This is a genomic window from Streptomyces sp. NPDC038213 (assembly GCF_055600495.1).
This window is the reverse complement of record NZ_JBVJYM010000004.1, coordinates 20,111-45,732: the sequence shown is the minus strand read 5'-3', so window position 1 is coordinate 45,732 and position 25,622 is coordinate 20,111. Positions and strand designations below refer to the sequence as shown.

Annotated in this window: 21 protein-coding genes; 11 read left to right on the top strand and 10 right to left on the bottom strand. The window is 74.7% G+C overall.

All coding sequences use genetic code 11. From position 1 onward, the window contains the following. Positions 1-7: 7 nt before the first annotated feature. From ACZ7JZ_RS07530 to ACZ7JZ_RS07515, 4 genes are all read left to right on the top strand, one after another. Positions 8-697, top strand: coding sequence for an HAD family hydrolase (locus tag ACZ7JZ_RS07530; protein WP_470934289.1), 690 nt, complete (start codon positions 8-10; stop codon positions 695-697). Between the two features lie 154 nt (positions 698-851). Beyond that, positions 852-1,100, top strand: a complete 249-nt coding sequence (locus tag ACZ7JZ_RS07525) for a hypothetical protein (RefSeq protein WP_470934287.1) — start codon at positions 852-854, stop codon at positions 1,098-1,100. A gap of 16 nt (positions 1,101-1,116) precedes the next feature. Beyond that, positions 1,117-1,584 (top strand): hypothetical protein, encoded by a 468-nt coding sequence (locus tag ACZ7JZ_RS07520; protein ID WP_470934285.1) that lies wholly within the window; start codon positions 1,117-1,119, stop codon positions 1,582-1,584. Between the two features lie 66 nt (positions 1,585-1,650). Further along, positions 1,651-2,802 (top strand): NAD(P)-binding domain-containing protein, encoded by a 1,152-nt coding sequence (locus ACZ7JZ_RS07515; protein WP_470934283.1) that lies wholly within the window; start codon positions 1,651-1,653, stop codon positions 2,800-2,802. A 13-nt stretch (positions 2,803-2,815) separates the two neighbouring features. On the opposite strand, the gene mltG is transcribed toward ACZ7JZ_RS07515, so the two are convergent. Continuing rightward, on the bottom strand, positions 2,816-3,676 hold the full coding sequence (gene mltG, locus ACZ7JZ_RS07510) for an endolytic transglycosylase MltG (RefSeq protein ID WP_470934281.1): 861 nt from the start codon (positions 3,674-3,676) through the stop codon (positions 2,816-2,818). A 101-nt stretch (positions 3,677-3,777) separates the two neighbouring features. Continuing rightward, positions 3,778-5,673: an ABC transporter ATP-binding protein gene (locus ACZ7JZ_RS07505; RefSeq protein ID WP_470934279.1), complete on the bottom strand. Its 1,896-nt coding sequence runs from the start codon at positions 5,671-5,673 to the stop codon at positions 3,778-3,780. Positions 5,674-5,766: 93 nt separating this feature from the next. Between ACZ7JZ_RS07505 and ACZ7JZ_RS07500 the strand changes: the two genes are divergently transcribed. The 4 genes from ACZ7JZ_RS07500 to ACZ7JZ_RS07485 all read left to right on the top strand — a co-directional run bounded on the left by ACZ7JZ_RS07500 (position 5,767) and on the right by ACZ7JZ_RS07485 (position 13,157). Then, positions 5,767-6,324, top strand: a complete 558-nt coding sequence (locus tag ACZ7JZ_RS07500) for a MarR family winged helix-turn-helix transcriptional regulator (protein WP_470934278.1) — start codon at positions 5,767-5,769, stop codon at positions 6,322-6,324. A 17-nt stretch (positions 6,325-6,341) separates the two neighbouring features. Then, the gene (locus tag ACZ7JZ_RS07495) at positions 6,342-9,296 is read left to right on the top strand and encodes an FAD-binding and (Fe-S)-binding domain-containing protein (protein ID WP_470934276.1); all 2,955 of its coding nucleotides are present in this window, start codon (positions 6,342-6,344) and stop codon (positions 9,294-9,296) included. A gap of 82 nt (positions 9,297-9,378) precedes the next feature. Next, entirely contained in the window at positions 9,379-11,379 is a 2,001-nt protein-coding gene (locus tag ACZ7JZ_RS07490; protein WP_470935212.1) for an ABC transporter transmembrane domain-containing protein, read from the top strand. After that, complete coding sequence (locus ACZ7JZ_RS07485) at positions 11,376-13,157, top strand: ABC transporter ATP-binding protein (RefSeq protein ID WP_470934274.1); 1,782 nt, start codon at positions 11,376-11,378, stop codon at positions 13,155-13,157. The genes ACZ7JZ_RS07490 and ACZ7JZ_RS07485 overlap by 4 nt, the downstream gene beginning before the upstream one ends. 149 nt (positions 13,158-13,306) lie before the next feature. On the opposite strand, the gene ACZ7JZ_RS07480 is transcribed toward ACZ7JZ_RS07485, so the two are convergent. Continuing rightward, on the bottom strand, positions 13,307-14,098 hold the full coding sequence (locus ACZ7JZ_RS07480) for a metal-dependent hydrolase (protein WP_470934272.1): 792 nt from the start codon (positions 14,096-14,098) through the stop codon (positions 13,307-13,309). A gap of 85 nt (positions 14,099-14,183) precedes the next feature. Here ACZ7JZ_RS07480 and ACZ7JZ_RS07475 point away from each other — a divergent pair, with 85 nt between their 5' ends. Genes ACZ7JZ_RS07475 through ACZ7JZ_RS07465 form a run of 3 tightly spaced genes read left to right on the top strand, consistent with a single transcriptional unit; the run spans position 14,184 to position 18,085 of the window. Then, positions 14,184-16,757 carry a DEAD/DEAH box helicase gene (locus ACZ7JZ_RS07475; protein ID WP_470934270.1) on the top strand — a complete coding sequence of 858 codons (2,574 nt, stop codon included), beginning with the start codon at positions 14,184-14,186 and terminating at the stop codon, positions 16,755-16,757. Between the two features lie 22 nt (positions 16,758-16,779). After that, positions 16,780-17,670: an acyl-CoA thioesterase gene (locus ACZ7JZ_RS07470; protein ID WP_470934268.1), complete on the top strand. Its 891-nt coding sequence runs from the start codon at positions 16,780-16,782 to the stop codon at positions 17,668-17,670. A gap of 10 nt (positions 17,671-17,680) precedes the next feature. Then, positions 17,681-18,085: a YchJ family protein gene (locus ACZ7JZ_RS07465; protein WP_470934267.1), complete on the top strand. Its 405-nt coding sequence runs from the start codon at positions 17,681-17,683 to the stop codon at positions 18,083-18,085. Here the strand turns inward: ACZ7JZ_RS07465 and ACZ7JZ_RS07460 are convergent. The 7 genes from ACZ7JZ_RS07460 to ACZ7JZ_RS07430 all read right to left on the bottom strand — a co-directional run bounded on the left by ACZ7JZ_RS07460 (position 18,002) and on the right by ACZ7JZ_RS07430 (position 25,520). Further along, a complete protein-coding gene (locus ACZ7JZ_RS07460; RefSeq protein ID WP_470934265.1) occupies positions 18,002-18,952 on the bottom strand; it encodes a DUF6397 family protein in 951 nt (316 codons plus the stop codon). The two genes, ACZ7JZ_RS07465 and ACZ7JZ_RS07460, sit on opposite strands and share 84 nt — an antisense overlap. 182 nt (positions 18,953-19,134) lie before the next feature. Then, positions 19,135-19,530: a roadblock/LC7 domain-containing protein gene (locus tag ACZ7JZ_RS07455; RefSeq protein WP_470934263.1), complete on the bottom strand. Its 396-nt coding sequence runs from the start codon at positions 19,528-19,530 to the stop codon at positions 19,135-19,137. Between the two features lie 294 nt (positions 19,531-19,824). Beyond that, a complete protein-coding gene (locus ACZ7JZ_RS07450; protein WP_470934261.1) occupies positions 19,825-20,475 on the bottom strand; it encodes a GTP-binding protein in 651 nt (216 codons plus the stop codon). Positions 20,476-20,489: 14 nt separating this feature from the next. Then, complete coding sequence (locus ACZ7JZ_RS07445; protein WP_470934259.1) at positions 20,490-20,924, bottom strand: DUF742 domain-containing protein; 435 nt, start codon at positions 20,922-20,924, stop codon at positions 20,490-20,492. 14 nt (positions 20,925-20,938) lie between these two features. Continuing rightward, positions 20,939-21,379, bottom strand: a complete 441-nt coding sequence (locus tag ACZ7JZ_RS07440) for a roadblock/LC7 domain-containing protein (RefSeq protein ID WP_470934257.1) — start codon at positions 21,377-21,379, stop codon at positions 20,939-20,941. Then, positions 21,379-24,549, bottom strand: coding sequence for a sensor histidine kinase (locus ACZ7JZ_RS07435; protein WP_470934255.1), 3,171 nt, complete (start codon positions 24,547-24,549; stop codon positions 21,379-21,381). The genes ACZ7JZ_RS07440 and ACZ7JZ_RS07435 overlap by 1 nt, the downstream gene beginning before the upstream one ends. 173 nt (positions 24,550-24,722) lie before the next feature. Next, positions 24,723-25,520 carry an MHYT domain-containing protein gene (locus ACZ7JZ_RS07430; RefSeq protein WP_470934253.1) on the bottom strand — a complete coding sequence of 266 codons (798 nt, stop codon included), beginning with the start codon at positions 25,518-25,520 and terminating at the stop codon, positions 24,723-24,725. Between the last annotated feature and the right edge of the window lie 102 nt (positions 25,521-25,622).

Genomic DNA, 25,622 nt, shown 5'->3' with positions numbered 1-25,622 from the left:
ACAGCGGATGATCTCCGTCATATTCGACCTCGACGGCACCCTCGTGGACAGCGAGCCGAACTACTACGAGTCGGGCCGCCGCACCCTGGAGCGGCACGGCGTCCCCGGCTTCACCTGGGAGGAGCACTCCCGGTTCATCGGCATCGGCACCCTGGAGACCCTGGAGGTGCTGCGGGAGCGGTACGGCATCGGGGCCCCGGTGGAGCAGCTGCTCGCCGAGCAGAACGCCGCGTACCTGGAGCTCGCCCGGGCCCGCACCGAGGCCTACCCGCAGATGCGCGCGCTGGTGGAGCGGCTGCACGCGGACGGGGTGCCGATGGCGGTGGCCTCGGGCTCCTCGCGCGAGGCGATCGACGCGGTGCTGTCCGGCACCGGACTGGACGCCCGCCTGACGACGGTGGTCTCCGCCGAGGAGGTCGCGCACGGGAAGCCGGCCCCCGACGTCTTCCTGGAGGCGGCCCGGCAGCTGGGCGCGGATCCCGGGGACTGCGTGGTGGTGGAGGACGCGGCGCCGGGCGCACAGGCGGCGCACGCGGCCGGGATGGGCTGCGTGGCCGTCCCTTACACGGCTGCCGCGGCCGCCGACCCCGCCTTCGCCACGGCCGGCCTGGTCTTCCCCGACGGGCAGGCCGGATTCCGCGCCGACGCCGCGTACGACTGGCTGCGCGCCCGGGCCGGGGACGGCTGGACCGCTTAGGGGCGGGGGGCGAAAGGCGACCGAAAGGGTTGGCGGCGCGGCGGCTGGAAACCGCCGCCGGACCGCCGGTGCGACTGCCGCCGCGGGGGCCCGGCCGCTCCTACGGTTCCCGGGACGGTTCGCCTCCCTTGCGAACCCCCGAGAAAGGTCCTCCATGAAGCAGAACCGACTCGCCGCCACCGGCGCGGCGGCCGTGATCGCCGCCGGCCTCTCCCTCGTCGCCGTCGGCGCGGCCAACGCCGAGCCGGCCGCCAAGCCCGGCCGGATCGCCTCGGCCGACCTCAAGGCGAGCCTCCAGCAGGCCGTGTCGCAGGAGGAGGACCGGGTGTCCGCCGCGGGCTTCTCCATCGGCGGCACCGCGGGTCAGCTGGAGTCCGTCCAGACCGCTCCCGCCGCCGGCTGACCGGGGGGTGAGCACCGTGGGAACCGAGAGCCCCGCGACCACCTGGTGTCCGAGCGGGGTCGCGCACGCGCCCGAGGCCGTGGTCCTCGGGGTCCGGTCCGGCCCGCAGGGGCAGGTCGCCTACCTGGAGGAGCCGGTACCCGCCTCCGAGGTGCTCGGGTCGGTCCCCGAGGGCATCGCCCCCGGCCGCGTCCTGCGCTTCGCCACGCACTGCGTGTCCAGCTGTGCGAACCGGCGGGGCGACGACTGCACGCTGGTCGAGCGGGTGACGATGCTCCCGCAGGACCCCGGGGCCGGGGCCGTCCCGCGGTGCCACCTCCGCAACCGCTGCCAGTGGTGGCAGCAGACGGGCGTGGCCGCCTGCCTGCGCTGCCCGGCCGTGTCCACGACGAACCACGCGGACAACGGGCTCGCCACGCTCGTGGCCGACCCCTCGACCACCCCCGAACAGCTGCAGGCCTGGATCGACGGGGCCGCGGTCTGAGGAGGCGGCCGCGCGGGGAAGAACCTGCGGGGCCGCCCGGTTGGTAGAACCGTGAACAATTTCGCGGTGCAGGAGACCACGACCGGGCGGACCGCAGGGCCCGCCGCCGAGATCGACGTCGTCGTGGTGGGCGCCGGGCAGGCCGGCCTGTCCGCCGCCTACCACCTGCGGCGGGCCGGGCTGGCCCCGGGCAGCGGATTCGCGGTCCTCGACCACGCGCCCCGGCCGGGCGGAGCCTGGCAGTTCCGCTGGCCCTCGCTCACGTACGGCAGGGTGCACGGCATGCACTCCCTGCCCGGGATGGAGCTCACCGGGGCGGATCCGCTGCGGCCCTCCTCCGAGGTGATCGGAGGGTACTTCGACGCGTACGAGCGGCGGTTCGGGCTCGGTGTGCTGCGGCCCGTGGACGTGACGGCCGTGCGCGACGCCGGGTACGACGGGCGGCTGCTGGTCGAGTCACCGGCGGGTCTGTGGGCGCCCCGCGCCCTCGTGAACGCCACCGGGACCTGGGACCGGCCGTTCTGGCCGCGCTATCCCGGCCAGGAGGTCTTCCGGGGCCGGCAGCTGCACACCGCGCAGTACCCGGGACCGCAGGAGTTCGCCGGGGCCCGGGTGGTCGTGGTCGGCGGGGGCACCTCCGCGGTGCAGCACCTGCTGGAGATCTCCGCGTACGCCGCCCGGACCACCTGGGTGACGCGGCGGCCGCCGGTGTTCCGCGAGGGGCCGTTCGGCGAGGCCGAGGGGCGGGCCGCGGTCGCGATGGTGGACGAGCGGGTGCGGCGCGGGCTGCCCCCGCAGAGCGTGGTCTCCGTGACCGGGCTGCCGCTCAACGAGGCCGTGCGGGCCGGGCTGGAGTCCGGGGTGCTGGAGCGGCTGCCGGTCTTCGACCGGATCACCGAGACCGGCGTGGCCTGGGACGACGGGCGGACCGTGGCGGCCGACGTGATCCTGTGGGCCACCGGCTTCCGGGCGGCGGTGGACCACCTGGCCCCGCTGCGGCTGCGCGAGCCGGGCGGCGGGATCCGGGTCGAGGGCACCCGGGCGGTCCGCGACGAGCGGGTCCACCTGGTGGGGTACGGGCCCTCGGCGAGCACGATCGGGGCGAACCGGGCGGGCGGCGCGGCGGTCCGCGAGATCCGCCGGCTGCTGGACCGCGGGCCGGTCCCGGCGGGGGCGGCGGCCCTGGGGGCAGCGCCAGGGGCGCGGCCCGGGGCGTAGCGGCCGCGGGGGCTCAGGACGGGTTCGGGCCGGCTGCGGCGCGGGCGGCCGCGCGGAGCCGGTTGAACTCCGCGACGTGCTTCTTGTGCTCCTCGTACGTGGCCGAGAAGCGGGTGTCGCCCGGCTTGACGGTCACGAAGAAGAGCCAGTTCCCGGGGGTCGGCGTGACCGCCGCGCGCAGGGCGTCGGGGCCGGGGCCGCCGATGGGCGTGGGCGGCAGGCCCTGGCGGGCGTAGGTGTTGAAGGGGTTGTCGATCCGGGTGTCGGCGATGCTCGTGTCCAGGGTCCGGCGCCCGAGGGCGTAGTGGAGCGTGGAGTCCATCTGGAGCGGCATGGACCGGGCGAGCCGGTTGTGGACCACGCGGGCCACCCTGCCCATGTCGGCGGGGGTGTCGGCCTCCGCCTGCACGATGCTGGCGAGCGTGGCCGTCTGGTACGGGGTCATGCCGTGGGAGCGGGCCGCGTCGGACAGCGGCCGGGCGGCCAGCCGGCGGTTCGCCGTGTCGACCATGTAGGCGAGCAGGCCCGCGGCCGTGCTCTTCGAGGTGACGGGGTAGGTCGCCGGGTAGAGGTAGCCCTCGGGATTGCCCTTGGCCTCGGCCGGCAGGGCCAGTCCCGCCCGGGACGATGCCGCCTTCGCGGAGCCCGGCGGCAGTTCCAGGGCCCGGTCGAGGGCCTCGTAGACCTGGGAGGCCCGCCAGCCCTCGGGGATCAGGAGCGTGCGGGGCTGCTCCGGGCGGTCCTCGGGCAGCAGCCGGGGCACCAGGACCAGCGCGGCGGCGAGGGTGAGCAGGACGCCGAGGAAGACGGTCAGCCTGCCCCGGCGGGTGAGTCTGGTGCGGCCTCCGCTGCGGGCCCGGTACGCATGACGCATACGGGCACGCTAACCACCAAACCGGCTCTTTCCGGTCACCTCCCCGGCGTGCCGGTGTGACGATCACACGGATATGTGATGCCGGCGCACGCCTCCCGGGGTCACGAGGGCACCGGGGCGGCGGGGGCCAGCTCAGCGTCCCGGCGGACCAGGGCGGCGTACCGTCCGTCGGCCCGGAGCAGCTCCTCGTGCGTCCCGCGCTCGGCTATCCGGCCCTGGTCGAGGACCACGATCTGGTCGGCGTCGCGGACGGTGGAGAGCCGGTGGGCGATGGTGATGGTGGTCCGGCCGCGGGACAGCGAGTCGACGGCCTCCTGCACCGCCCGCTCGGTGCGGGTGTCCAGGGCGCTCGTGGCCTCGTCGAGGATCAGCACCGGGGGGTTGCGCAGGATGGTGCGGGCCAGGGCCAGGCGCTGCTTCTCGCCGCCGGAGAAGCGGTAGCCGCGCTCTCCGACGAGGGTGTCGTACCCGTCCGGGAGGGAGGCGATGTGCTCGTGGATCTGCGCCGCCCGGGCCGCCTGCGCTATCTCCTCGTCGGTGGCGTCGGGCTTGGCGAAGCGGAGGTTGTCCGCGACGGAGGCGTGGAAGAGGTACGTCTCCTGGGAGACCACGCCGACGGACCGGGCCAGGGTGTCGAAGTCGAGGTCGCGCACGTCCGCGCCGTCGATCGTGACCCGGCCGCCCGTGACGTCGTACAGCCGCGGGACCAGGTAGCTCAACGTGCTCTTTCCGGAGCCGGTGGCGCCCACGACGGCGAGGGAGCCGCCGGCGGGGACGGTCAGGTCGATGCCGGTCAGGGTGGGGCGCTCGGCGCCCTGGGGCTCGTACGCGAACTCGACCCCCTCGAAGCGGACCTCGCCGCGCACCCGCTCCAGGCGGACCGGGTCGGGCCGCTCGGTGATCTCCACGGGGAGGTCGAGGTACTCGAAGATGCGGGCGAAGAGGGCCAGCGAGGTCTGTATCTGCACGCCCGTGGACAGCAGGCTCACGGCGGGGCGGAACAGGCCCTGCTGGAGGGTGACGAAGGCGACGAGCGTGCCGACCGAGAGGGCGGGGGCGCCGGACTGGAGGGCGAGGCCCGCAGCCCAGTAGATCAGGGCGGGCATGGCGGCCATGACGATGCCGATGGTGGACATCCGCCACCGGCCGGCCATGCTGGCGCGCACTTCCAGGTCGACCAGCTTCTCGGACTCCTCGGCGAAGGAGCGCGTGAGGGAGTCGGCGCGGCCCATCGTGCGCCCGAGGAGGATGCCGCTCACGGACAGGGACTCCGTGACGGTCGCGGCCATGGCCGCCATCTGCTTCTGGCGCTGGGTGGTGATCTTCTTGCGCTCGCTGCCCACCCGGCGGCTGATCCAGACGAACAGCGGCAGCAGGAGCAGGGAGACGACCGTCAGCCGCCAGTCCAGGGCCAGCATCGCGACGATCGTGGCGATCACGGCGGTGAGGTTGGAGACGAGCGAGGTGGCCGTCGAGGTGACCGTGGCCTGCATCCCGCCGATGTCGTTGGCGATCCGGGACTGCACCTCGCCGGTACGGGTGCGCGTGAAGAAGGCGAGGGGCATCCGCTGGAGCTGGGCGTAGACCCCCGTGCGCAGGTCGTGCATGACGCGCTGGCCGACCGTGGTCGAGATCAGGGTCTGCAGGACGCCGAAGACGCTCGTGACCACCGCCGTCAGGATCATGCCGAGCGCGAGCAGGCTCAGCAGACCCGTGCGACCCTCGGGGATGGCCGTGTCGAGTATTTCCTTCAGCAGGAACGGGGTGGCCACCCCGACCAGCGAGGAGGCGCACACCAGCAGTCCGACCACGGCCAGCCGGCCGCGGTACGGGCGGAAGAGCCGCACGATACGGCGCAGCTCGCGGGGCTGCCCGTCCGCAGCGGGGCGGCCGGAGGAGCCGCCGGCGGGGCCGGGGCGGCCAGCGCGGCCGGCCCGGCCGGCCGCCAGGGGCAGCGGGGTCGGGTCAGGGGTCCATACGGGTCCGTCAGGGCGCATGCGCCTCCTCCAGGGGATCGGTTCATCGAAGACTGAGGCTAGCTCATTGTTACCTAAGTTCACAATGAACCGCATCCTGATATCGTTCCCGGCATGAGCACCGCTTCCGCCCCTGCCCCAGAGCCCGGTCCGGCCCGCGCCCCGGACTCCGCAGCGGCCCCCGCTCCGGATTCCGCCGCGGACCCCGGCGCGGATGCGGACGGCCTGCTGGCCGAGCAGCTGCTGCGGCTGACCCGCCGGCTCCACCGCATCCAGAAGCGCCACCTGGAGCCGCTGGGCATCACCCCGGCCCAGTCCCGCCTGCTGCGCACGGTGGCCCACTACCACTCGGGGGCGGCGCTCGCGGCAGGCGGGCCGGGAGCGCCCCGGATGGCCGACCTGGCCGCCCGCCTGGAAGTGGTCCCGCGGGCGGTCACCAGCCTGGTGGACGGGCTGGAGGCGGCCGGCTGCGTGCGCCGCGTACCCGATCCGGCCAACCGCCGGGTGATCCGCATCGAGCTCACCGACACCGGCCGCGCCACGCTGAGGCAGCTGCGCAGCGCGCGCCGCACCGCGGCAGAGGAGATCCTGGCTCCGTTGACCGCCGGACAGCGCGAGGTGCTCGGCGGTCTGCTGACCGCTCTGGCCGAGGGGCCGGACTTCCGCTGCTGAGAAGGTGAGGGGCCGCCATGCCGCTGCTCGAGCCCAGGCCCGGAGCACTCCGCCCGCATTCCGTGGCGGGCCCCTCCCCCGACCGGGTCCCGGCCCACCGGGCGCACGGGACCCCGGAGGCCCTGCGCGCCGACCTGGCCGCACTGCTGGGCCCCGGCAAGGTGCTCGGCGAGATCTCGGACCTGGTGCGCTACGCCTCGGACGCCTCCCCGTACCGGTTCGTGCCGCAGGTGGTCGTGGTCGCCGAGGACATCGACGACGTCTCCGCGGTGCTGTCGTACGCGCACGGCAGGCAGCGGGAGGTGGTGTTCCGGGCGGCCGGCACCTCGCTCAACGGCCAGGCCCAGGGCGAGGACATCCTCGTCGACGTCCGCCGGCACTGGGCCGGCGCCGAGGTCGAGGACGGGGGGCGGCGGATCCGGCTGCGGCCGGGCACCACGGTCGCGCGGGCCAACGCCGCGCTGGTCCGGTACGGCCGGGTGCTGGGCCCCGACCCGGCCAGCGCCATCGCCTGCACGGTCGGCGGGGTGGTCGCCAACAACGCCTCCGGCATGACCGCGGGCACCGCCCGCAGCGCGTACCGCACCCTGTCCTCCCTCACCTTCGTCCTGCCGGGCGGCACGGTCGTGGACACCGCCGACCCGCTGGCCGACGAGGAGCTGGCCCGCGCCGAACCCGCCCTGTGCGCGGGGCTGCTGGCCGTGAAGGCGGAGATCGAGGCGGATCCGGAGCTGGCGGCACGCATCCGCGCCAAACACGCGATCAAGAACACCAACGGCTACCGGCTCGACGCCTACCTGGACGGGAACACCCCGGTCGAGATCCTGCGGGGGCTGATGGTCGGCTCCGAGGGCACCTTCGGCTTCATCTCGGAGGTGGTCTTCGACACGCTCCCGCTGGACCGCGAACTCTCCAGCGCCCTGCTGTTCTTCCCCTCGCTGCCCGCGGCGGCCGCCGCGGTGCCGCTGTTCAACGAGGCGGGCGCGCTGGCCGTCGAGCTCATGGACGGGAACACCCTGCGGGCCTCCGTCAGCGTCGCCGGCGTACCCGCCGACTGGGCGGCGCTGCCCAGGGACACCACGGCGCTGCTCGTGGAGTTCCGGGCCCCCGACGCGGCGGCGCGCCAGGAGTACGAGCGCCGGGCCGCGGAGGTCCTGGCGGGGCTGGAGCTGGTGGCCCCCGTACCCTCCGTGACCAACGCCTTCACCCGCGACCCCGCCGAGATCGCCGGGTACTGGAAGGCCCGCAAGGCCTTCGTGACGGCCGTCGGCGGGGCCCGCCCGTCCGGCACCACCCTGATCACGGAGGACTTCGCCGTACCGCCCGCCCGGCTCGCCGAGGCCTGCGCCGCACTGCTCTCCCTCCAGGCCGAGCACGGCTTCGACGCGGCCGTCGCGGGGCACGCGGCCCACGGGAACCTGCACTTCCTGCTGGCGTTCGACGCGGCGCGGCCCGCGGACGTGGCCCGCTACGCGGCCTTCATGGAGGCCTTCTGCCGGCTGACCGTGGAGCGGTTCGACGGCTCCCTCAAAGCGGAGCACGCCACCGGGCGCAATATCGCCCCCTTCCTCGAACTGGAGTGGGGCCCCGCCGCCACCGCCCTGATGTGGCGCACGAAGCAGCTCATCGACCCCGACGGGGTGCTCGCCCCGCGGATCGTGCTCGACCGCGATCCGCAGGCGCACCTGCGGGGGCTCAAGACCATCCCGCAGGTGGAGGCCATCGGGGACCCCTGCATCGAGTGCGGGTTCTGCGAACCCACCTGCCCCAGCCGCGACCTGACGACCACTCCGCGCCAGCGGATCGTGCTGCGCCGCGAGATGATGCGCCAGCAGCCCGGCTCGCCCGTGCTGGACGGGCTGCTGGCCGCGTACGGGTACGACGCCGTGGACACCTGCGCCGGGGACTCGACCTGCAGGCTGGCCTGCCCGGTGGGCATCGACACGGGCGCGCTCATGAAGGAGTTCCGGCAGGAGCGGCACAGCCCCCGCGAGGAGCGGGCCGCCGCCCTGGCCGCCCGGAACTTCAAGGCCGTGGAGGCCTCGGCGCGGCTGGCGGTCGCGGCCGCCGCGCGCATCACCGGCGCTGTCGGCGACGCCCCGCTCGCCGCCGTGACGGCCGCCGCCCGCAGGGCCGTGCGGCCGGACCTCGTACCGCAGTGGCTGCCGCAGATCCCGGGCGCGGCCGCCCGCCGCCTCCCCGCGACCGACCGGGTGGGGGCTGCCGCGGTCTACTACCCGGCCTGCGTGAACCGGATCTTCGGGGAGACCCGGGAGCCGACAGGGGAAGGGGCGGGCGGGACGGGGCCCTCGCTGCCCGAGGCCGTGGTGGCGGTCTCGGAGCGGGCGGGCCGGCCCGTGTGGATCCCCGCCGACACCGCGGGGACCTGCTGCGCGACGATCTGGCACTCCAAGGGGTACGCGGCCGGGAACCGGCTGATGGCCAACCGGATCGTGGAGGCGGCCTGGGGCTGGACCGCCGGCGGCAGGCTCCCGCTGGTCGTGGACGCCTCGTCCTGCACCCTCGGCATCGCGCACGAGGTGGTGCCGTACCTCACGGACGACAACCGCGCGCTGCACGCCGAACTGACCGTCGTCGACTCGGTGGTCTGGGCGGCGGAGCTGCTGCCGCTGCTGACGGTCCGGCGCCGGATCGGGTCGGCCGTGGTGCACCCGACCTGCTCGATGCTGCACCTGGGAGCGGAGGAGCAGCTGCGGGCCGTGGCCGAGGCCTGTGCGGAGGAGGTCGTCGTCCCGCAGGACGCCGGGTGCTGCGCCTTCGCGGGCGACCGGGGCATGCTGCACCCGGAGCTGACCGCCGCGGCCACCGGACCGGAGGCGGCCGAGGTCACGGCGCGACCCTTCGACGCGCACCTGTCGGCCAACCGGATGTGCGAGGTGGGCATGGACCGCGCGACCGGGCGCAGCTACCACTCGGTGCTGCTGGAACTGGAGCGGGCCACCCGGCCCTGACGCCGGAAAATCAATTGCACCGGATGGGTCCGGAAGGCGAACCTTGCACGGTTTGGAACTCCCGACCGAGCCATGGGGCGTCATGCAGATCAGCGATCTTCCGTATCCGGATCCCGGGGTTCCGGACGTCCGTTCGGGCCCCCGGTTCCTCCTGTGGCTCGGCCGCAACCAGCTGGGCGGCCAGTTCAGGAGCCTGGCCTGGGGGCTGCTGCACCACTGCGGCATCGCCGGGCTGCCGTTCGCGGTCGGGCTGGGCGTCGAGGCGGTCGTGGACCGCGACGGCGGCCGGCTCGCCCTGGTCGGCGGGCTCATCGTGCTGCTCGGCATCGCGATCTCGCTCGGCGACACGATGCTGCACCGGACGGCGGTCACCAACTGGATCACCGCCTCGGCCCGGGTGCAGCAGCTGCTGGCCCGCAAGACCGCCGAGCTGGGCGCCGCGCTGACCCGCCGGGTCGCGGCGGGCGAGGTCGTGGCGGTCTCCACGGGCGACGTGGAGAAGATCGGCTGGTTCGTCGAGGCGGTCTCGCGCTTCCTCGCCGCGGCGCTCGCCGTGGTCGCGGTCTGCGTGGCGCTGCTCGTGTACGCGCCCGCCCTCGGCGTGGTCGTGGCCGTGGGCGTGCCGGTGCTGGCGCTTGCGGTGCTGCCGCTGCTGCCCAGGGCCACGCAGCGGGCCGACGTACAGCGCGAGAAGGCGGGGCGGGCCACCGAGCTGGCCTCGGACACCGTCGCGGGGCTGCGCGTCCTGCGCGGCATCGGCGGCGAGGAGCTCTTCCTCGGGCGTTACCGGGAGGCCTCGCAGGAGGTCCGCAAGGCCTCGGTGCACAGCGCCCGGATGTGGGCGGTGATCTCCGCGGTGCAGGTGCTGCTCCCCGGGCTGCTGCTCCTTTCCGTGGTCGGGTACGGCTCAGGGCTGGTGACGGACGGCCGCATCACGGTGGGCGAACTGGTCGCGGTGTTCAGCGCGGTGGCGCTGATGATGTACCCGCTGCGGCACTTCGAGGAGATCGCGATGGCGTACTCCTTCTCGCGGCCCTCGGCGAAACGGGCGGCGCGGGTGCTGGCGCTGACGCGCACGGAGCAGGACGCGGAGCGGCCCGGGCCCGCGGGCGGATGGGCGGACGCCGGCCCGGCTCCGGTTGCGGGCCCGGCTGCCGGGCCGCCCGGGGTCGGTCTTCCCGAGGGCGGTCTTCCCGAAGGCGACCTGTACGACCCCGCGACCGGGGTGCTGGCCCCCGCGGGCCGGTTCACGGCCGTGGTGTGCGGGGATCCGGACCTGGCCGGGCGGCTCGCCGAGCGGCTCGGGGGCCATCCCGCCGAGGCCGACGGCTCGCCCTCCGTGCTGCTGGGCGGGGTCGCGCTCGACTCCCTGGAGCTGGAGGCGGCCCGTACGGCCGTACTCGTCCAGGACAAGGACCCCGTACTGCTGTCGGGGACCCTGGCCGAACTGCTCGCGGTGCCCTCCTCGGGCGCGGTCGCGGCCTCGCGGGCCCTTGCGGCCGCGCAGTGCGCGGACGTGCTCGACGCCCTGCTGCAGTCCGCCCCGGACGGGGTCACCGACCCGATGGACGCGCACCTCACCGAGCGCGGGCGCTCCCTGTCCGGCGGGCAGCGGCAGCGGCTGGCGCTGGCGCGTTCGCTGGTGACCGACCCCGGGGTGCTGGTGCTGGACGAGCCGACCTCCGCGGTCGACTCGCACACGGAGGCGCGGATCGCCGAGGGCGTCGCGGCCCTGCGGGCGGGCCGGACCACGGTGGTCCTGGCCTCGTCTCCGCTGCTGCTGGACCGGGCGGAGCGGGTGGTGCTGGTCCACGAGGGCACCGCGGTGGCCTCCGGCACGCACCGGGAGCTGCTGGCGGCCGAGCCGCGCTACCGGGCCGTGGTCACCCGCGAGACCGAGGAGGAGCAGCGGGCGGCTGCGGCGACGGGAGCTGCCGGACGGGCGGGAACGCCCGGGTACGGCCTCGACGGTGCGGCCCGCCTGGACGCCCCGGACGGCCCGGACGGCGGACTGCGCGGCCTGGAGCGGCCGAAGGAGCTCGCCGGGCTGAAGGAACTGACGGAGATCGAGGAGTCGGCATGATCGGCGTGGCGCCCCCGGAGTACGACCCCGCGGCCCCTGAATCGGCGGCCACCCTGCCGGTGGCCTCCCCGGCCACGGTGCGTGTGTACGTCCGCGGACTGCTGCGGCGCCACCGCCGCGCGTTCGTCCTGCTGGTATCGGCGAACGCGGTCGCGGTGATCGCCTCGATGGCGGGCCCGTACCTGCTGGGCCGGGTCGTCGACGACCTGGCCGCCGGGGTCCGGGACCTGCCGCTGGGGCAGGTGACGGCCCTGTTCGCGGCGGCACTGGTCGTGCAGACCGTGTTCGTGCGCATGGTGCGGCTGCGCGGTGCGGTACTTGGCGAGGAGATGCTCGCGGACCTGCGCGAGGACTTCCTCGTCCGCTCGGTCCGGCTGCCCCCGGGCGTCCTGGAGCGGGCGGGTACCGGTGATCTGCTGTCCCGGATCACCACCGACGTGGACCGCCTGGCCAACGCGATGCGGGAGGCCGTGCCGCAGCTCGCGATCGGCGTGGTGTGGGCGGTGCTGCTGTACGGGGCGCTGGCCGTGACGGCGCCGCCGCTGGCGCTGGCCGCGCTGCTCGCGCTGCCGGTGCTGGTGGTCGGCTGCCGCTGGTACTTCCGGCGGGCACCCTCGGCGTACCGCTCGGAGTCCGCGGGGTACGCGGCCGTCGCCGCGGCGCTCACCGAGACGGTGGACGCGGGCCGCACGGTCGAGGCGCACCGGCTGGGGAGCCGGCGCATCGAGCTGTCGGAGCAGCGGATCCGCGAGTGGACGGCCTGGGAGCGGTACACGCTGTTCCTGCGGTCGGTGCTCTTCCCCGTGATCAACACCACGTACGTGACCATCATCGGCGCCGTGCTCGTGATCGGCGGGGCCTGTGTGATCCAGGGCTGGATGACCATCGGCCAGCTGGCCACGGGCGCGCTGCTGGCGCAGATGATGGTGGATCCGCTCGGGCTGATCCTGCGCTGGTACGACGAACTGCAGATCGCGCAGGTGTCGATCGCCCGGCTGGTCGGTGTGCGGGACATCGAGCCGGACGCCGGTGACGCGGAACTGGCTCCGCAGGGCCGGGAGGTGAGGGCCGAGGAGGTGCGCTTCGGGTACCGGGAGGGCGTGGACGTCCTGCACCGGGTCTCGATGAGCGTGCCGCCGGGCACCCGGATGGCGCTCGTGGGGCCTTCGGGGGCCGGGAAGTCCACGCTGGGCCGGCTGCTCGCGGGGATCTACGCCCCGCGGGCGGGCGGGGTGACCCTCGGCGGGGCGGAGCTGTCCCGGATGTCGGCGGAGCGGGTGCGCGAGCACGTGGCGCTGGTCAACCAGGAGCACCACGTGTTCGTGGGGTCCCTGCGCGACAACCTGCGGCTGGCCCGGGAGGACGCCGGTGACGCCGAGCTGTGGGCGGCGCTGGGGGCGGTGGACGCGGACGGCTGGGCGCGGGCCCTGGACGAGGGGCTCGACACCGAGGTGGGTTCGGGCGGCAGTGCGCTGACCCCGGCCCAGGCCCAGCAGATCGCGCTGGCCCGGCTGGTGCTGGCGGATCCGCACACGCTGGTGCTGGACGAGGCGACCTCGCTGCTGGACCCGCGGGCGGCGCGCCATCTGGAGCGCTCGCTGGCGCGGGTGCTGGACGGCCGTACGGTCATCGCGATCGCGCACCGGCTGCACACGGCGCACGACGCCGATGTGATCGCGGTGGTGGAGGACGGCCGGATCAGCGAACTGGGCAGCCACGAGGAGTTGGTGGCGGCGGGCGGCCCGTACGCGGCCCTGTGGCGGTCCTGGCACGGCTGACACCCGCCTGCTGCCCGGACCCGCTGGGGTCCGGGCGGCCACCGGCGTCCTTCCTGCGGGGCTCCCCCAGGGGCTGTCCCCGACGGCCCGCGGGGACGGCGCCGGCGTCCTGCGGTCCGGCGGCTGAGGCCCGGGCCGCAGGGGAGGGGTCAGATCAGGTTGAGTGCGGCGGCCCCGCCGGCGCCGCCGAGCAGCATGAACACCGGCATGAGCAGCTTGAGCTCGACCCAGCTGCCGGCCCGGAAGCGCATCGCCTTGGGCGGGCCGAGGGGGTACCAGCGCTTGCCCGCGATCGGGATCGGCCACAGGACCGGGCAGCCGGAGACGGTCAGGGCGTCCCCGATGTCGTGGACCAGTGCGCCGAGCACCACGGGCAGGCCCAGCCAGAGGTACTCCTGCCCGGGGCCGGTGAAGAGCCAGCCCGCCCCGTTGCCCGGCTCGGCGAGCACGCCCGCCAGGATCCAGGCGCTGGTCGCGCCGAGGAGCCAGACCAGCACGTCGCTCGACATCCGGGCCGCGCGCCACAGCAGTCCCTCGACCGCCAGCACCAGGTGGACGAAGAGCAGGGCGAGGACGCCCCAGCGCTCCGCGGTCACGGCGAGGGCCGAGGAGCCCGCTCCGATCAGCACCGCCCAGACCCAGGTGTGCGTCAGGGTCCGGTGTCCGCCGGAGCGGCGCGGGTCGCGCGGGGTGCGGGTGGCCTTGTAGACGGCGTACGAGATCTTGTCGACCACCTCGCACAGCCCCCGCGACAGCGGGCCGAAGGCCCGGGAGATCGTGGCGGACTTGTGGTCCAGGTCGGGGGCCAGCGCGGCTCCCGCGCAGATCAGGGCGCCGACGACGAGCACGGGCCAGGGCATCGGGTGCCCGGCGGCCGCGGCCGCCGCCCCCACCCCCAGCCACGCCGCCGCGCCGGAAAGGGAGTGCGCCGGTCCCATCATCTGCTCGTACCCGCCCCAGGTCTGTGGTGTTGGGGCCCGGTCGGCGTACGCCGTCGGGCCCAGCCGACGGACCAGGGTACCTGCGATGATCTTCGTACCGTCCGCCGGTTCCCTCTTCCGGGGAGAAGCCAGGCAAGATGGGGGCGTGACCCTCATTGATCAGCTGCCGCCGAACGCCGACCCCGACGCCCTCTTCGAGGCCTTCTCCTCGTGGGCGGAGGACCAGGGCATCTCCCTGTACCCGGCTCAGGAGGAGGCGCTCATCGAGGTGGTCTCCGCGGCGAACGTCATCCTGTCCACCCCGACGGGCTCCGGGAAGAGCCTGGTGGCCGCGGGCGCCCACTTCACCGCCCTGGCCCAGGACAAGGTCACCTTCTACACCGCGCCCATCAAGGCGCTGGTCTCGGAGAAGTTCTTCGACCTGTGCAAGCTCTTCGGCACCGAGAACGTCGGCATGCTCACCGGCGACGCCTCGGTCAACGCGGACGCCCCGGTGATCTGCTGCACCGCCGAGGTCCTCGCTTCGATCGCCCTGCGCGACGGCAGGCACGCCGACATCGGCCAGGTCGTCATGGACGAGTTCCACTTCTACGCCGAGCAGGACCGCGGCTGGGCCTGGCAGATCCCCCTCCTGGAGCTCCCCCAGGCGCAGTTCGTGCTCATGTCGGCCACCCTCGGCGACGTGAAGCGCTTCGAGGAGGACCTGACCCGCCGCACCGGCCGCCCCACCTCCGTGGTCCGCTCCGCGACCCGCCCCGTCCCGCTCTCGTACGAGTACGTGACCACCCCCATCACGGACACGATCACCGAGCTGCTGGAGACCCGGCAGGCCCCGGTCTACATCGTGCACTTCACGCAGGCGCAGGCCGTCGAGCGGGCCCAGTCGCTGATGAGCATCAACATGTGCACCCGCGAGGAGAAGGACAAGATCGCCGAGCTGATCGGCAACTTCCGCTTCACGACCAAGTTCGGCCGCAACCTGTCCCGGTACGTGCGCCACGGCATCGGCGTGCACCACGCCGGAATGCTGCCCAAGTACCGGCGCCTGGTGGAGAAGCTGGCCCAGGCGGGCATGCTGAAGGTCATCTGCGGCACCGACACGCTGGGCGTGGGCGTCAACGTCCCCATCCGCACGGTGCTGTTCACCGCCCTCACCAAGTACGACGGCAACCGCGTCCGCACCCTGCGCGCCCGCGAGTTCCACCAGATCGCCGGGCGGGCCGGCCGGGCCGGCTTCGACACCGCGGGCTTCGTGGTGGCGCAGGCCCCCGAGCACGTCATCGAGAACGAGCGCGCCCTCGCTAAGGCGGGCGACGACCCGAAGAAGCGCCGCAAGGTCGTCCGCAAGAAGGCCCCCGAGGGCTTCGTCGCCTGGAGCGACACGACCTTCGAGAAGCTGATCGCCGCCGACCCTGAGCCGCTCACCTCGCGCTTCAAGGTCACCAACATCATGCTGCTGTCGGTGATCGCCCGTCCCGGCAACGCCTTCGAGGCGATGCGGCGGCTGCTGGAGGACAACCACGAGCCCCGCAAGGCCCAGCTGCGGCACATCCGGCGGGCCATCGCGATCTACCGGTCCCTGCTCGACGGCGGGGTGGTCGAGCAGCTCGACACCCCGGACGCCGAGGGCCGCACCATCCGCCTGACCGTGGACCTCCAGCAGGACTTCGCGCTGAACCAGCCGCTGTCCACCTTCGCGCTGGCCTCCTTCGAACTCCTCGACCCGGAGTCCCCCTCCTACGCCCTCGACATGGTCTCGGTCGTGGAGTCGACCCTGGACGACCCGCGCCAGATCCTCGCCGCCCAGCAGAACAAGGCCCGCGGCGAGGCCGTCAGCGCGATGAAGGCGGACGGGGTCGAGTACGAGGAGCGCATGGAGCGGCTCCAGGACATCTCCTATCCCAAGCCCCTCGAAGAGCTCCTGGTCCACGCCTACGACGTCTACCGCAAGAGCCACCCGTGGGTCGGCGACCACCCGGTCTCGCCCAAGTCGATCATCCGCGACATGTACGAGCGGGCGCTGACCTTCACGGAGTTCACCTCCGTGTACGAGCTCGCCCGCACCGAGGGCATCGTGCTGCGCTACCTGGCGAGCGCGTACAAGGCCCTGGACCACACCATCCCCGACGACCTGAAGTCGGAGGACCTGGAAGACCTCATCGCCTGGCTCGGCGAGATGGTCCGCCAGGTCGACTCCAGCCTGCTCGACGAGTGGGAGCAGCTGGCCAACCCGGAGCTGGAGAGCGCCGAGGAGGCCGTGGAGAAGGCCGACCAGGTCAAGCCGGTGACGGCGAACGCGCGGGCGTTCCGCGTGCTCGTGCGCAACGCCATGTTCCGCCGCGTGGAGCTGGCCGCCCTCGACCACGTCGAGGAGCTCGGCGAGCTGGACTCCGAGTCCGGCTGGGACGCGGACCGGTGGGGCGAGGCCATGGACGCGTACTGGGACGAGTACGAGGACCTGGGCACCGGGCCGGACGCCCGCGGCCCGAAGCTCCTCATGATCGAGGAGGACCCGGCGCACGGGCTGTGGCGCGTCCGGCAGACCTTCGCCGACCCGAACGGCGACCATGACTGGGGCATCGGCGCCGAGGTCGACCTCGCCGCCTCCGACGAGGAGGGCCGCGCCGTGATCCGCGTGACCTCCGTGGGACAGCTGTAAGCACGAGAGTGGAGGACGAGGGATGACGAACCCGGCCGAGAGACTGGTCGATCTGCTCGACCTGGAGCAGATCGAGGTCAACATCTTCCGTGGCCGCAGTCCGCAGGAGTCGCTCCAGCGCGTGTTCGGCGGCCAGGTCGCCGGGCAGGCGCTGGTCGCCGCCGGCCGCACCACCGAGGGGGACCGGCCGGTCCACTCCCTGCACGCGTACTTCCTGCGCCCCGGGATCCCCGGGGTGCCCATCGTGTACCAGGTGGAGCGGGTCCGGGACGGACGGTCCTTCACCACCCGCCGGGTCACCGCGGTCCAGCAGGGCCGCACGATCTTCAATCTCACCGCCTCCTTCCACCATCCCGAGGACGGCAGCATCGAGCACCAGCTGCCTCCCCGCCTCGACTTCCCCCACCCCGACGCGCTGCCGAAGGTCGCGGACGAGATCCGCGAGCACCTCGGGGCGCTGCCCGAGGCCCTGGAGCGGATGGCCCGCCGCCAGCCCTTCGACATCCGCTACGTGGACCGGCTCCGCTGGACCCCCGAGGAGCTCAAGGACGCCGATCCGCGCAGTGCCGTGTGGATGCGCGCCGTCGGCCCGCTGGGCGACGACCCGCTCGTGCACACCTGCGCCCTCACCTACGCCAGCGACATGACCCTCCTCGACGCCGTGCGCATCCCCGTGGAGCCGCTGTGGGGCGTGCGCGGTTTCGACATGGCCTCGCTCGACCACGCCATGTGGTTCCACCGGCCCTTCCGGGCGGACGAGTGGTTCCTGTACGACCAGGAGTCGCCCATCGCCCACGGCGGCCGGGGCCTGGCCCGCGGCCGCATCTACGACCTGGAGGGCCGCCTGCTGGTCTCCGTGGTCCAGGAGGGCCTGTTCCGGCCCTACTCCCCCGCCCCGACGAAGAACGGATGACCAGGCTCCGATGAGCTCCGCCCCCGCGTCCCCCTGCCCCTGCGGGCTGCCCGCCGCCTACGCGGACTGCTGCGGCCGCTTCCACTCCGGGGCCCGGCAGGCCCCCACCGCGGAGCTGCTGATGCGCTCGCGCTTCAGCGCCTTCGCCGTTGGCGACACCGCGTACCTGATGCGCTCCTGGCACCCCGACACCCGGCCGGGCCGGCTGGACCTGGACCCCGGGCAGCACTGGGAGCGGCTGGAGATCCTCGGCACCGAGCGCGGCGGGCTCTTCGAGACCGAGGGGGCGGTGGAGTTCCGCGCGCACTACCGCGAGGGCGGGCACGCGGGCTCACTGCACGAGCACAGCAGCTTCTCCCGACAGGGCGGGGCCTGGGTCTATGTGGGCCCCCTCTCGCCCGTCGTCTTCGACTGAGCGCTCGGCGGCCACGGCCGCGCGGACCAGCGCCTCCCCGAGACAGATCCGGTAGCGCAGCACTTCATCCGGCTCCCGGGCCCGCAGCAGCACCGCGGCCACCTCCGCGGGCCCGGGCCGGCCCGGGTGCCCGTACGGCGTACCGGGGGCGAGGGCGGTGAGGAGGGCCCGTACGGCCGGATCGGGCACGGCCCGGGCCAGCTCGGCGGGTCCCAGCAGCCAGGCGGGCACGGCGGCCCGCTCCCAGGGGTCCGCGCGCTGGCGCAGCAGGTCGCGCGCGTATCTCCACCGCCAGTTCGCCGCGCGCCGGTCGGCTCCGGCGGCGAGCGCCTCGCGATCTTCGAGCGGGAGCCGGCCCCTCAGCAGCTCCGGCCGCCGCCGGGCCAGGTCCCTGGCGTCCTCGGCGAGGTAGAGCCAGACCACGGCGCGGTAGCGGTTGATGCGGTAGGCGGCCGGGGTCAGGTGCCCGCAGCGGGCGAGCCGGGCGAACCGGGCCGCGCTGATGCCGATCAGTGCGGCGCCCGCGACCGTACCGACCGTGCGGACCTGCTCGCGCAGGGCTTCGGGGAAGCCCTCGGCGGCTCTCACCCGGTCCAGCTCCCCGCGGCCGTACCGCGGCCGCCCGTCCGGTCCGCGCGCGGACTGCGCCCGCACCAGCCCCAGCTGTACGGCCATCTCGAACTCGGCCCGCCTGAGGACCAGTTCGGCAGCGGCACGCGAACCGGCGAGCCCGCGGCCCACCGCCTCCCCGCCCGCCCCGCCCGCGCGCGCCCCTTCTGTGCCCGTCCCCGCGGCTCCCGCGCCTTCGACGCGCGTGCCTGCGGCCGTCCCGGGCCCCGTCTCCTGTGCAGCACTCCCCACCGTCACGGCAGTCCTCCCCCACCACGGGACGACGCCTGCACGCCGTCCGATTACTCTGTGTGAGGATCGTAACGCAGCGCAAAGACTTCCCGCCCGGCCTGTGGACAAGCCCGCGGGGCACCCGGGGAGCACGGGCCGCAGCGCCGCTGCAGCGGGCCGGCGGCTTCGGCGGCTCCGGCAGCGGGCGGCTATTCGAAGCGGTTGCGCTCCGCGACGCTCAGGTGCTCTCCCACCCGGTTGACCAGGAGAGTCATCTCGTACGCGACCTGGCCGATGTCTGCCTCCGCGGCGCTCAGCACGCACAGGCTGCTGCCCTCGCCCGCCGCCATGACGAAGAGGGCCCCGTCGTCGTACTCGACCATCGTCTGCCGCACCTGCCCGGCCCGGAAGTGAAGCCCGGACCCCTTCGCCAGGCTCTGCAGGCCCGCCGAGACCGCCGCGAGGTGCTCGGCGTCCGCCCGCTCCAGACTGCTGCTCGCGCCGGTCACCAGACCGTCGTTCGACAGCACCACCGCGTGCCGCACCTGGTGGACCCGCCGTGTCAGATCGTCCAGCAGCCAGTCGAGCTGCTTGTCCAGAGCCATCCCTGTCGTCCTCCCCGTTCGCGCGGTCGCCCCCGCCCCCGCGTCTGCGTTTCGCAAGCCTTGCCCACCAGCGGCTTTCGGGCAAGGAGGATGTCCCCTTGGCGAAGAGAATGACCAAAGAAGAGTGGCGGTGCGCCGGTCCCCATTCCACCCGAACCGGCAGACTCTGCGCACCGGGTGGGCGCACCGGTCCGCAGACCCGCCCGATCCGGTGCGTACCCGGCACGCCCGCACCCGCCTCCCCGAAGGAGGCGGCCCGCGTCAAGGGGCGGAATCCGGACCGCCGCCGTCCCGCTACCCCGGCCGCACCGGTTCGGGGCCGGGCGCGGCGGCCGGGGAGGCCGCGCCGACCGAGTCGAGCAGCCGCGCGGTGTGCACCCGGCCCGCGTACTCGACCAGCCTGATCAGCACCTCCTTGCCCGAGTCCCTGTCCCGGGCGTCGCAGAGCACCACCGGCGTCCCCCGGTCGAGGTCCAGGGCGAGCGACACCTCGTGCGCCCCGTACGTGCGGGCGCCGGGGAAGCAGTTCACGGCCACGACGAAGGGGATGCGGCGGTGCTCGAAGTAGTCCACGGCGGGGAAGCAGTCCTCCAGGCGCCGGGTGTCGGCGAGGACCACGGCGCCCAGCGCCCCCTGCGACAGCTCGTCCCACAGGAACCAGAAGCGGTCCTGGCCCGGGGTCCCGAAGAGGTAGAGGGAGAGCCCCGACCTGATCGTGATCCGCCCGAAGTCCATGGCCACCGTCGTCGTGGCCTTCTGGTCCACCCCTCCCGTGTCGTCGATCCGCTCCCCCGCCTCGCTGAGGAGCTCCTCGGTCCGCAGCGGTCGGATCTCGCTCACGGCACCGACCAGCGTGGTCTTCCCGACCCCGAAACCGCCCGCCACCAGGATCTTCAGTGCGAGCGCCAGCGGCTCCGCGGCCGCGGGTCCGCCCTGGTCTCCCATGCCTCTCGCTCCCGTCACAGCGCCCTCAACCCCTCGATGACTTCCCGCAGGATCCGTTCGTCAGGCAGTTGCGCGGGCGGTACGGGCCGGCTCACCCGTACGTGCCCGCCCTCCAGCAGGTCTCCCAGGAGCACCCGTACGACCCCGACCGGCAGGTCCGCGTCGGCGGACAGTTCGGCCACGGACTGGGTCTCCGACCGGCACAGCGCCAGCAAGGCGCGGTGTTCGGGCCCGAGCAGCGACTCGTCCGCCCCGCCGCTGCCCGCCGGGTCCACCACCACGAGCGCGATGAGGTCGAAGCGCACCCCGCTCGGTCCCGGTTTGGTCCGGCCGCCGGTCATCGCGTACGGGCGTACCAGCGGGCCGGCCTCGGCGTCGTACCACCGGTCCGCTCCCGGCCGCCCGGCGGTCCCGGCCGCCGCCGGCCCGCCCTCCCTGTGCCCGGTCATGTGCGGGGCCGCCCTCAGCCGGCGGCGGGGGGATGGGCGGCGAACCGCGGGGGCGTGTACAGGTGCTCGCCGACCCTCTTGACCAGGCGGGCCATCTCGTAGGCGATGAGGCCGATGTCGGCGGAGGCGGCGCTGAGCACCGCGAGGCAGGAGCCGTCGCCCGCGGCCGCCACGAAGAGGAAGCCGTCGTCCATCTCCACCATCGTCTGGCGCACGCCGCCCGCCCCGAAATGCCGTCCGGCGCCCTTGGCGAGGCTGTTGAACCCGGAGGCGACGGCGGCCAGGTGCTCGGCGTCCTCGCGGCTCAGCGCGCTGGACGCGCCCACGGCCAGCCCGTCGTTGGACAGCACCACCGCGTGCCGCACCTCACGGACCCGGCTGACCATGTCGTCCAGCAGCCAGTCCAGTTCCCCGGACCGCCGCGGGCCGTCCCGGTCGATTCTCTGGTGCTCCATCACGACTCATCTCCTTCGCTGACTGGGGGGGTGCCGTCCGACGCGCCGCGGGCCCAGCCGTCGCGGTACGCCGTCATGCGGGCCCGGGCCTCCTCGGGGCTGCGGCCGGGCGGGTCCTCGGGCGCGGCCGAGGGGGCGGGGCGGGCGGGCGCGGGGGCCTCGCGCAGCTGGGGCACGAGGCTGGCCTGCCGGACCCGGCGGGGCAGTTGGGTGACCCCGGGCGGGAGGACGCCGGGCGGCTCCCCGCCCGGGGTGGCGGACGTGCGCGGGGCCGGGCCGCCCGAGCCGCCGGGCCCGCGCGGCCGGAGCGTGGCCACAGGGGCCGGGGGCTGCTCCGCGGGCCCGCCCGCGGCCGGTCCCGGCGCACCGCCGGACCCGGTGCGGGCGGGCGGTACGGCCACGGGTCCGCGCGGAGGCTTCCGTACGGCGGGCTCCTCCTGGACCGCGACGGGACCGGTGGGGCGTCCGGCCGGAGCAGCCTCGGGCCGGGCCGACGGGGCCGCTGCGGGCGGGGCCGTCGCGGGCGCGGGTACGGCCCCGGATGCCGGTGCGGCGGCGGAGGGGACGGGGGACGGGACGGGCGGCACGACGGTCGACGGGGCAGGTGCCGCGAGGGGGGCGGCAACGGACGGCGGGGCGGCCGGATTGGCCGGAGGGGCCAACGGTGCCGCAGCAGCGGACCGCGCGCCCGCGGGTGCGCCGGCCGGAACAGGTTCCTCCGCTCCCGCACCCGCACCCGCCCGGAAGCGCTCCGGCGCGCGCCCGGCCTCCCCGTCCCTGCCTTCCCCGCCTCCCCTGCCTTCCCCGCCTTCCCGGTCTTCCCGGCCTTGCGAAGTCCGCCCGGCGCCCCGCTCCCCGCCGGGTTCGGGCCGCGCGCCCTCCCCGGACGGGAGGGCCGCCTGGAGCAGGGAGTTCGGGAGCAGGACGACAGCCGTCGTCCCTCCGTACGGGGAGGTGCGCAGGTGCACCCGCACCCCGTGCCGCGCGGCGAGCCGGCTGACCACGAACAGTCCGAGCCGGTCGCTGTCGAACAGGTCGAGGGCCTCCGACTGCTCGATGCGCCGGTTGGCCTCGGCCAGTGATTCACGGCCCATGCCCAGACCCCGGTCCTCGACCTCCAGCACGTACCCGGTCCCCACGGATTCCCCGCTGACGCGGACCTTGGTGTGCGGGGGCGAGAACTGGGCGGCGTTCTCGACCAGTTCGGCGAGGAGGTGCGTGAGGTCCGCGACGGCCGCGCCGACGACGGCGGCCTCCTCCAGCTGGCGCATCTCGACGCGCGGGTAGTCCTCGATCTCGGAGACGGCGGCGCGTACGACGTTGGTCAGGGGGACCGGCATCCGCCAGGCCCGGCCGGGGGCCGCGCCGGAGAGGATGATGAGGCTCTCGGCGTGCCTGCGCATGCGCGTGGTGAGGTGGTCGAGGCGGAACAGGTCGCCCAGCTCGTTGGGGTCGTCCGCGCGGCGCTCCATGGCGTCGAGCAGGCTGAGCTGGCGGTGGACCAGCACCTGGCTGCGGCGGGCGAGGTTGACGAAGACCCCGGAGATCCCGCTGGCGAGCTCGGCGCGTTCGACGGCGGCGCTGAGCGCGGCCCGGTGGACGGTGGCCAGTGCCGCGCCGACCTGCGCGATCTCGTCCTCGGCAGGCGGCGGTGCGGGGGCCTCGGCGGCCACGTCGATCTCCTCGCCCGCGCGCAGCCTGGTCATGGCACCGGGGAGTTTGCGGTGGGCGATGTCCAGGGCTCCGTTGCGCAGCGAGACGAGTTCCACGACCAGGGCGCGGCCGATGCGCACGGAGATGGCCAGGGACGCCGCCACGGCTGCGAGGCCCAGCAGGACCGCTGCCCCGGCGGATCCGACCAGGCCCTCGGCGAGCGGGTCCGCCTCGTCGGCGGCCTGCTGCCAGGCGGAGGCCTCGATCTCGCGCATGGTGGTGGCGACCTGCTCGGCGGCCGTGTCCCAGGCGGCCGGAACGGTACGGTCCGCCCGGGCCTGCGCCTGGGCGCGGACCTCTTCGGCCTCGGCGTCCCCGGCTGCCGGGCCCTCGCTCCGGCCCGCGCCCTCCCCGTCCCCGCTGCCGGCGCCCTTCGGCTCGTCGCGTACCGCCCCTGCGGCGAGCAGCCGGTCCTCCGCCGTCACGAGCGCGGCGTACGCGGCGCCCTGGGCCGTGGTGCGCCAGGCGGCCCGCTGGTCCTCCGGGAGGTCGGCGGCAGCGGCCTCGGTCAGGATGCGGCGGCTCTCGGCGGCCGCGGTGAAGCGGCGCAGCTCGGCGGCGGTGAGGGGGGTGCCGCCGGCCCGGCCGGCGAGCAGGGCGTCCTCGCGGGCCAGCTGCTCGGCGGCGCGCCCGAATTCGACGAGGACCCGGGCGCCGGCCCCGCCCGCCGCGCTGCCGTCGCCGCCCCCGGAGAGACTGCCGCTGACGGCGAACGCGGCTCCGATGACCTCCGTGTACGCCGTGAAGGCCGCGTCCGGGGTGGCCGTGCGCGCGGTGACCTCCTTGCGCGCGCCTGCGAGGGCGTCCACGGCGTTGATGAACTGCCGCAGGGCGCGGGCCACGGCCGGCGGATGGTCGCCGGAGTCGGCGACCGTGTGCCGGCTGCCCAGCCGGAGGCGGGCGACGGCTGCGTCGGTGCGGCGGGCCCGGCTCTCCAGGACGTCCCCCCGGGCCCCGCCGGGGGCGGCCAGGAACCGTACCGCTGCTCGGCGCTCGGCCTGGAGTTCGGCGACGGCCCCGGCGACAGGGGTCCTGATCTCCTCGTTGACCTGCTGGATCCGGCTGAGCCGGGCCACGTCCTGGGCGGTGCTGACGGTGGCGAAGGCCCAGAGCGCGAGCAGGGAGACCACGGGCACCATCAGCAGGGACACGATCTTCGCGCGGACGCTGCCGGGGCGCAGGTGCTGGAGCCCCCGCGGGGCGGCGGTGGGGGCGGGCGCAGGGGGCGCGGGGGCGGCCGGCCCGGTGGGGGCCGGGCCCCCGCGGGGGCGCGCGGAGGCTCCCGCAGCGCTGAAGGGGTGGGGGCCGGGGGCGGCCGGGGCCGGTGCCGCGGGGCCGCGGGACAGTTCGGCCAGGTCCTCCTGGGCCGGGGGGCCGGCGTGCGCGCGTCGGCCGCGCGCCGGGGGCGCGGGCGGCCGGGACGGCGGTGCGTCCGGTGTCCTGCGTGGTGTGCGCATGGGCTCCTCGTTCCGGATGGCGGTGCGGGTGGCGCGTTGTGGTGCGGGTGGTGCCAGTGGTGTGGGCGGCGCGGGGGCGCGGGGGGCGCGTGTGGGGCGCGGGGGTGTGCGGAGGAGTACGGGCTGCGGGTCGGGGGGACAGGATGGGGAGGGAGGGGTGGAGGGGGTGGCGCTCAGGGGGTCGGGGATACGGAGGGGGTCCTCGTGGCCCGTTCGCCGAGTCGGCGTGCCGTCTCGGAGGCCGCGCGTTCGTCGGCGGTCGGGGAGAGCGCGACGAAGGCGGAGGTGAGGAAGAGGTAGGAGCCGAGGCCGACGGCGAGGGGGAAGATGAACTGCATGGCCGTGGCCCCCGGGAGGGCCGCGTCGGAGGGGGCGACCTCGACGCTGACGGCGAGCATTCCGGTGTAGTGCATGCTGCTGACCGCCGCGCCCATGACGAGCGAGGCGACGGCCACGGCCACCGGCGACTTGATGTTCAGCGCCGCCCACAGGGCGGCCGTGGCGGCGATGACGGCGATCGTGACGGACAGGCCCACGACGAACGGGTCGTAGTGCACGGCGCCGTGCAGCCGCAGGGCGGCCATGCCCAGGTAGTGCATGGAGGCGACCCCGAGTCCGGTGGTGAGGCCGCCGAGGACGAGGGCGCGTCCGCGGTCGCGCCCGTAGCCGACGGCGAACACGCCGGCGCCGACGACGGCCATGGCCACGAGGAGGCTCAGGATGGTCAGCGGCACGTTGTAGTGGATCTCGGTGCCGGTGACACTGAAGCCGAGCATGGCCACGAAGTGCATGGTCCAGATGCCGGTGCCGAGGGCGGAGGCCGCGGTGAGGAGCCAGTTGCGGCGGGTGCGTCCGGTGGCCGCGAGGGCGCGGACGGTGCAGCGCAGCCCGAGGGCGGCGCCGATGGCGGCCATCACGTACGACAGCACGGGGGTGAGCCAGCCGAAGGCTGCGTGGTCCAGGTGTCCCATGGCCCCGGGACGCTAGTCCGGGTGAGGGCGTGAACAAGGGGCGCATTTCGAAAGCTGATGGAATATGACAGAGATACGGTCGTAGACGATCACACGCGGTGT

Coding starts and splice junctions, on each gene's coding strand:
- ACZ7JZ_RS07465 (WP_470934267.1), top strand. CDS start 17,681: ATGAGCTCCGCCCCCGCGTCCCCCTGCCCCTGCGGGCTGCCCGCCGCC.
- ACZ7JZ_RS07490 (WP_470935212.1), top strand. CDS start 9,379: ATGCAGATCAGCGATCTTCCGTATCCGGATCCCGGGGTTCCGGACGTC.
- ACZ7JZ_RS07430 (WP_470934253.1), bottom strand. CDS start 25,520: ATGGGACACCTGGACCACGCAGCCTTCGGCTGGCTCACCCCCGTGCTG.
- ACZ7JZ_RS07450 (WP_470934261.1), bottom strand. CDS start 20,475: ATGGGAGACCAGGGCGGACCCGCGGCCGCGGAGCCGCTGGCGCTCGCA.
- ACZ7JZ_RS07500 (WP_470934278.1), top strand. CDS start 5,767: ATGAGCACCGCTTCCGCCCCTGCCCCAGAGCCCGGTCCGGCCCGCGCC.
- ACZ7JZ_RS07485 (WP_470934274.1), top strand. CDS start 11,376: ATGATCGGCGTGGCGCCCCCGGAGTACGACCCCGCGGCCCCTGAATCG.
- ACZ7JZ_RS07470 (WP_470934268.1), top strand. CDS start 16,780: ATGACGAACCCGGCCGAGAGACTGGTCGATCTGCTCGACCTGGAGCAG.
- ACZ7JZ_RS07505 (WP_470934279.1), bottom strand. CDS start 5,673: ATGCGCCCTGACGGACCCGTATGGACCCCTGACCCGACCCCGCTGCCC.
- ACZ7JZ_RS07455 (WP_470934263.1), bottom strand. CDS start 19,530: ATGGCTCTGGACAAGCAGCTCGACTGGCTGCTGGACGATCTGACACGG.
- ACZ7JZ_RS07530 (WP_470934289.1), top strand. CDS start 8: ATGATCTCCGTCATATTCGACCTCGACGGCACCCTCGTGGACAGCGAG.
- ACZ7JZ_RS07440 (WP_470934257.1), bottom strand. CDS start 21,379: ATGGAGCACCAGAGAATCGACCGGGACGGCCCGCGGCGGTCCGGGGAA.
- ACZ7JZ_RS07495 (WP_470934276.1), top strand. CDS start 6,342: ATGCCGCTGCTCGAGCCCAGGCCCGGAGCACTCCGCCCGCATTCCGTG.
- ACZ7JZ_RS07445 (WP_470934259.1), bottom strand. CDS start 20,924: ATGACCGGGCACAGGGAGGGCGGGCCGGCGGCGGCCGGGACCGCCGGG.
- ACZ7JZ_RS07480 (WP_470934272.1), bottom strand. CDS start 14,098: ATGATGGGACCGGCGCACTCCCTTTCCGGCGCGGCGGCGTGGCTGGGG.
- ACZ7JZ_RS07435 (WP_470934255.1), bottom strand. CDS start 24,549: ATGCGCACACCACGCAGGACACCGGACGCACCGCCGTCCCGGCCGCCC.
- ACZ7JZ_RS07475 (WP_470934270.1), top strand. CDS start 14,184: ATGATCTTCGTACCGTCCGCCGGTTCCCTCTTCCGGGGAGAAGCCAGG.
- ACZ7JZ_RS07525 (WP_470934287.1), top strand. CDS start 852: ATGAAGCAGAACCGACTCGCCGCCACCGGCGCGGCGGCCGTGATCGCC.
- mltG (WP_470934281.1), bottom strand. CDS start 3,676: ATGCGTCATGCGTACCGGGCCCGCAGCGGAGGCCGCACCAGACTCACC.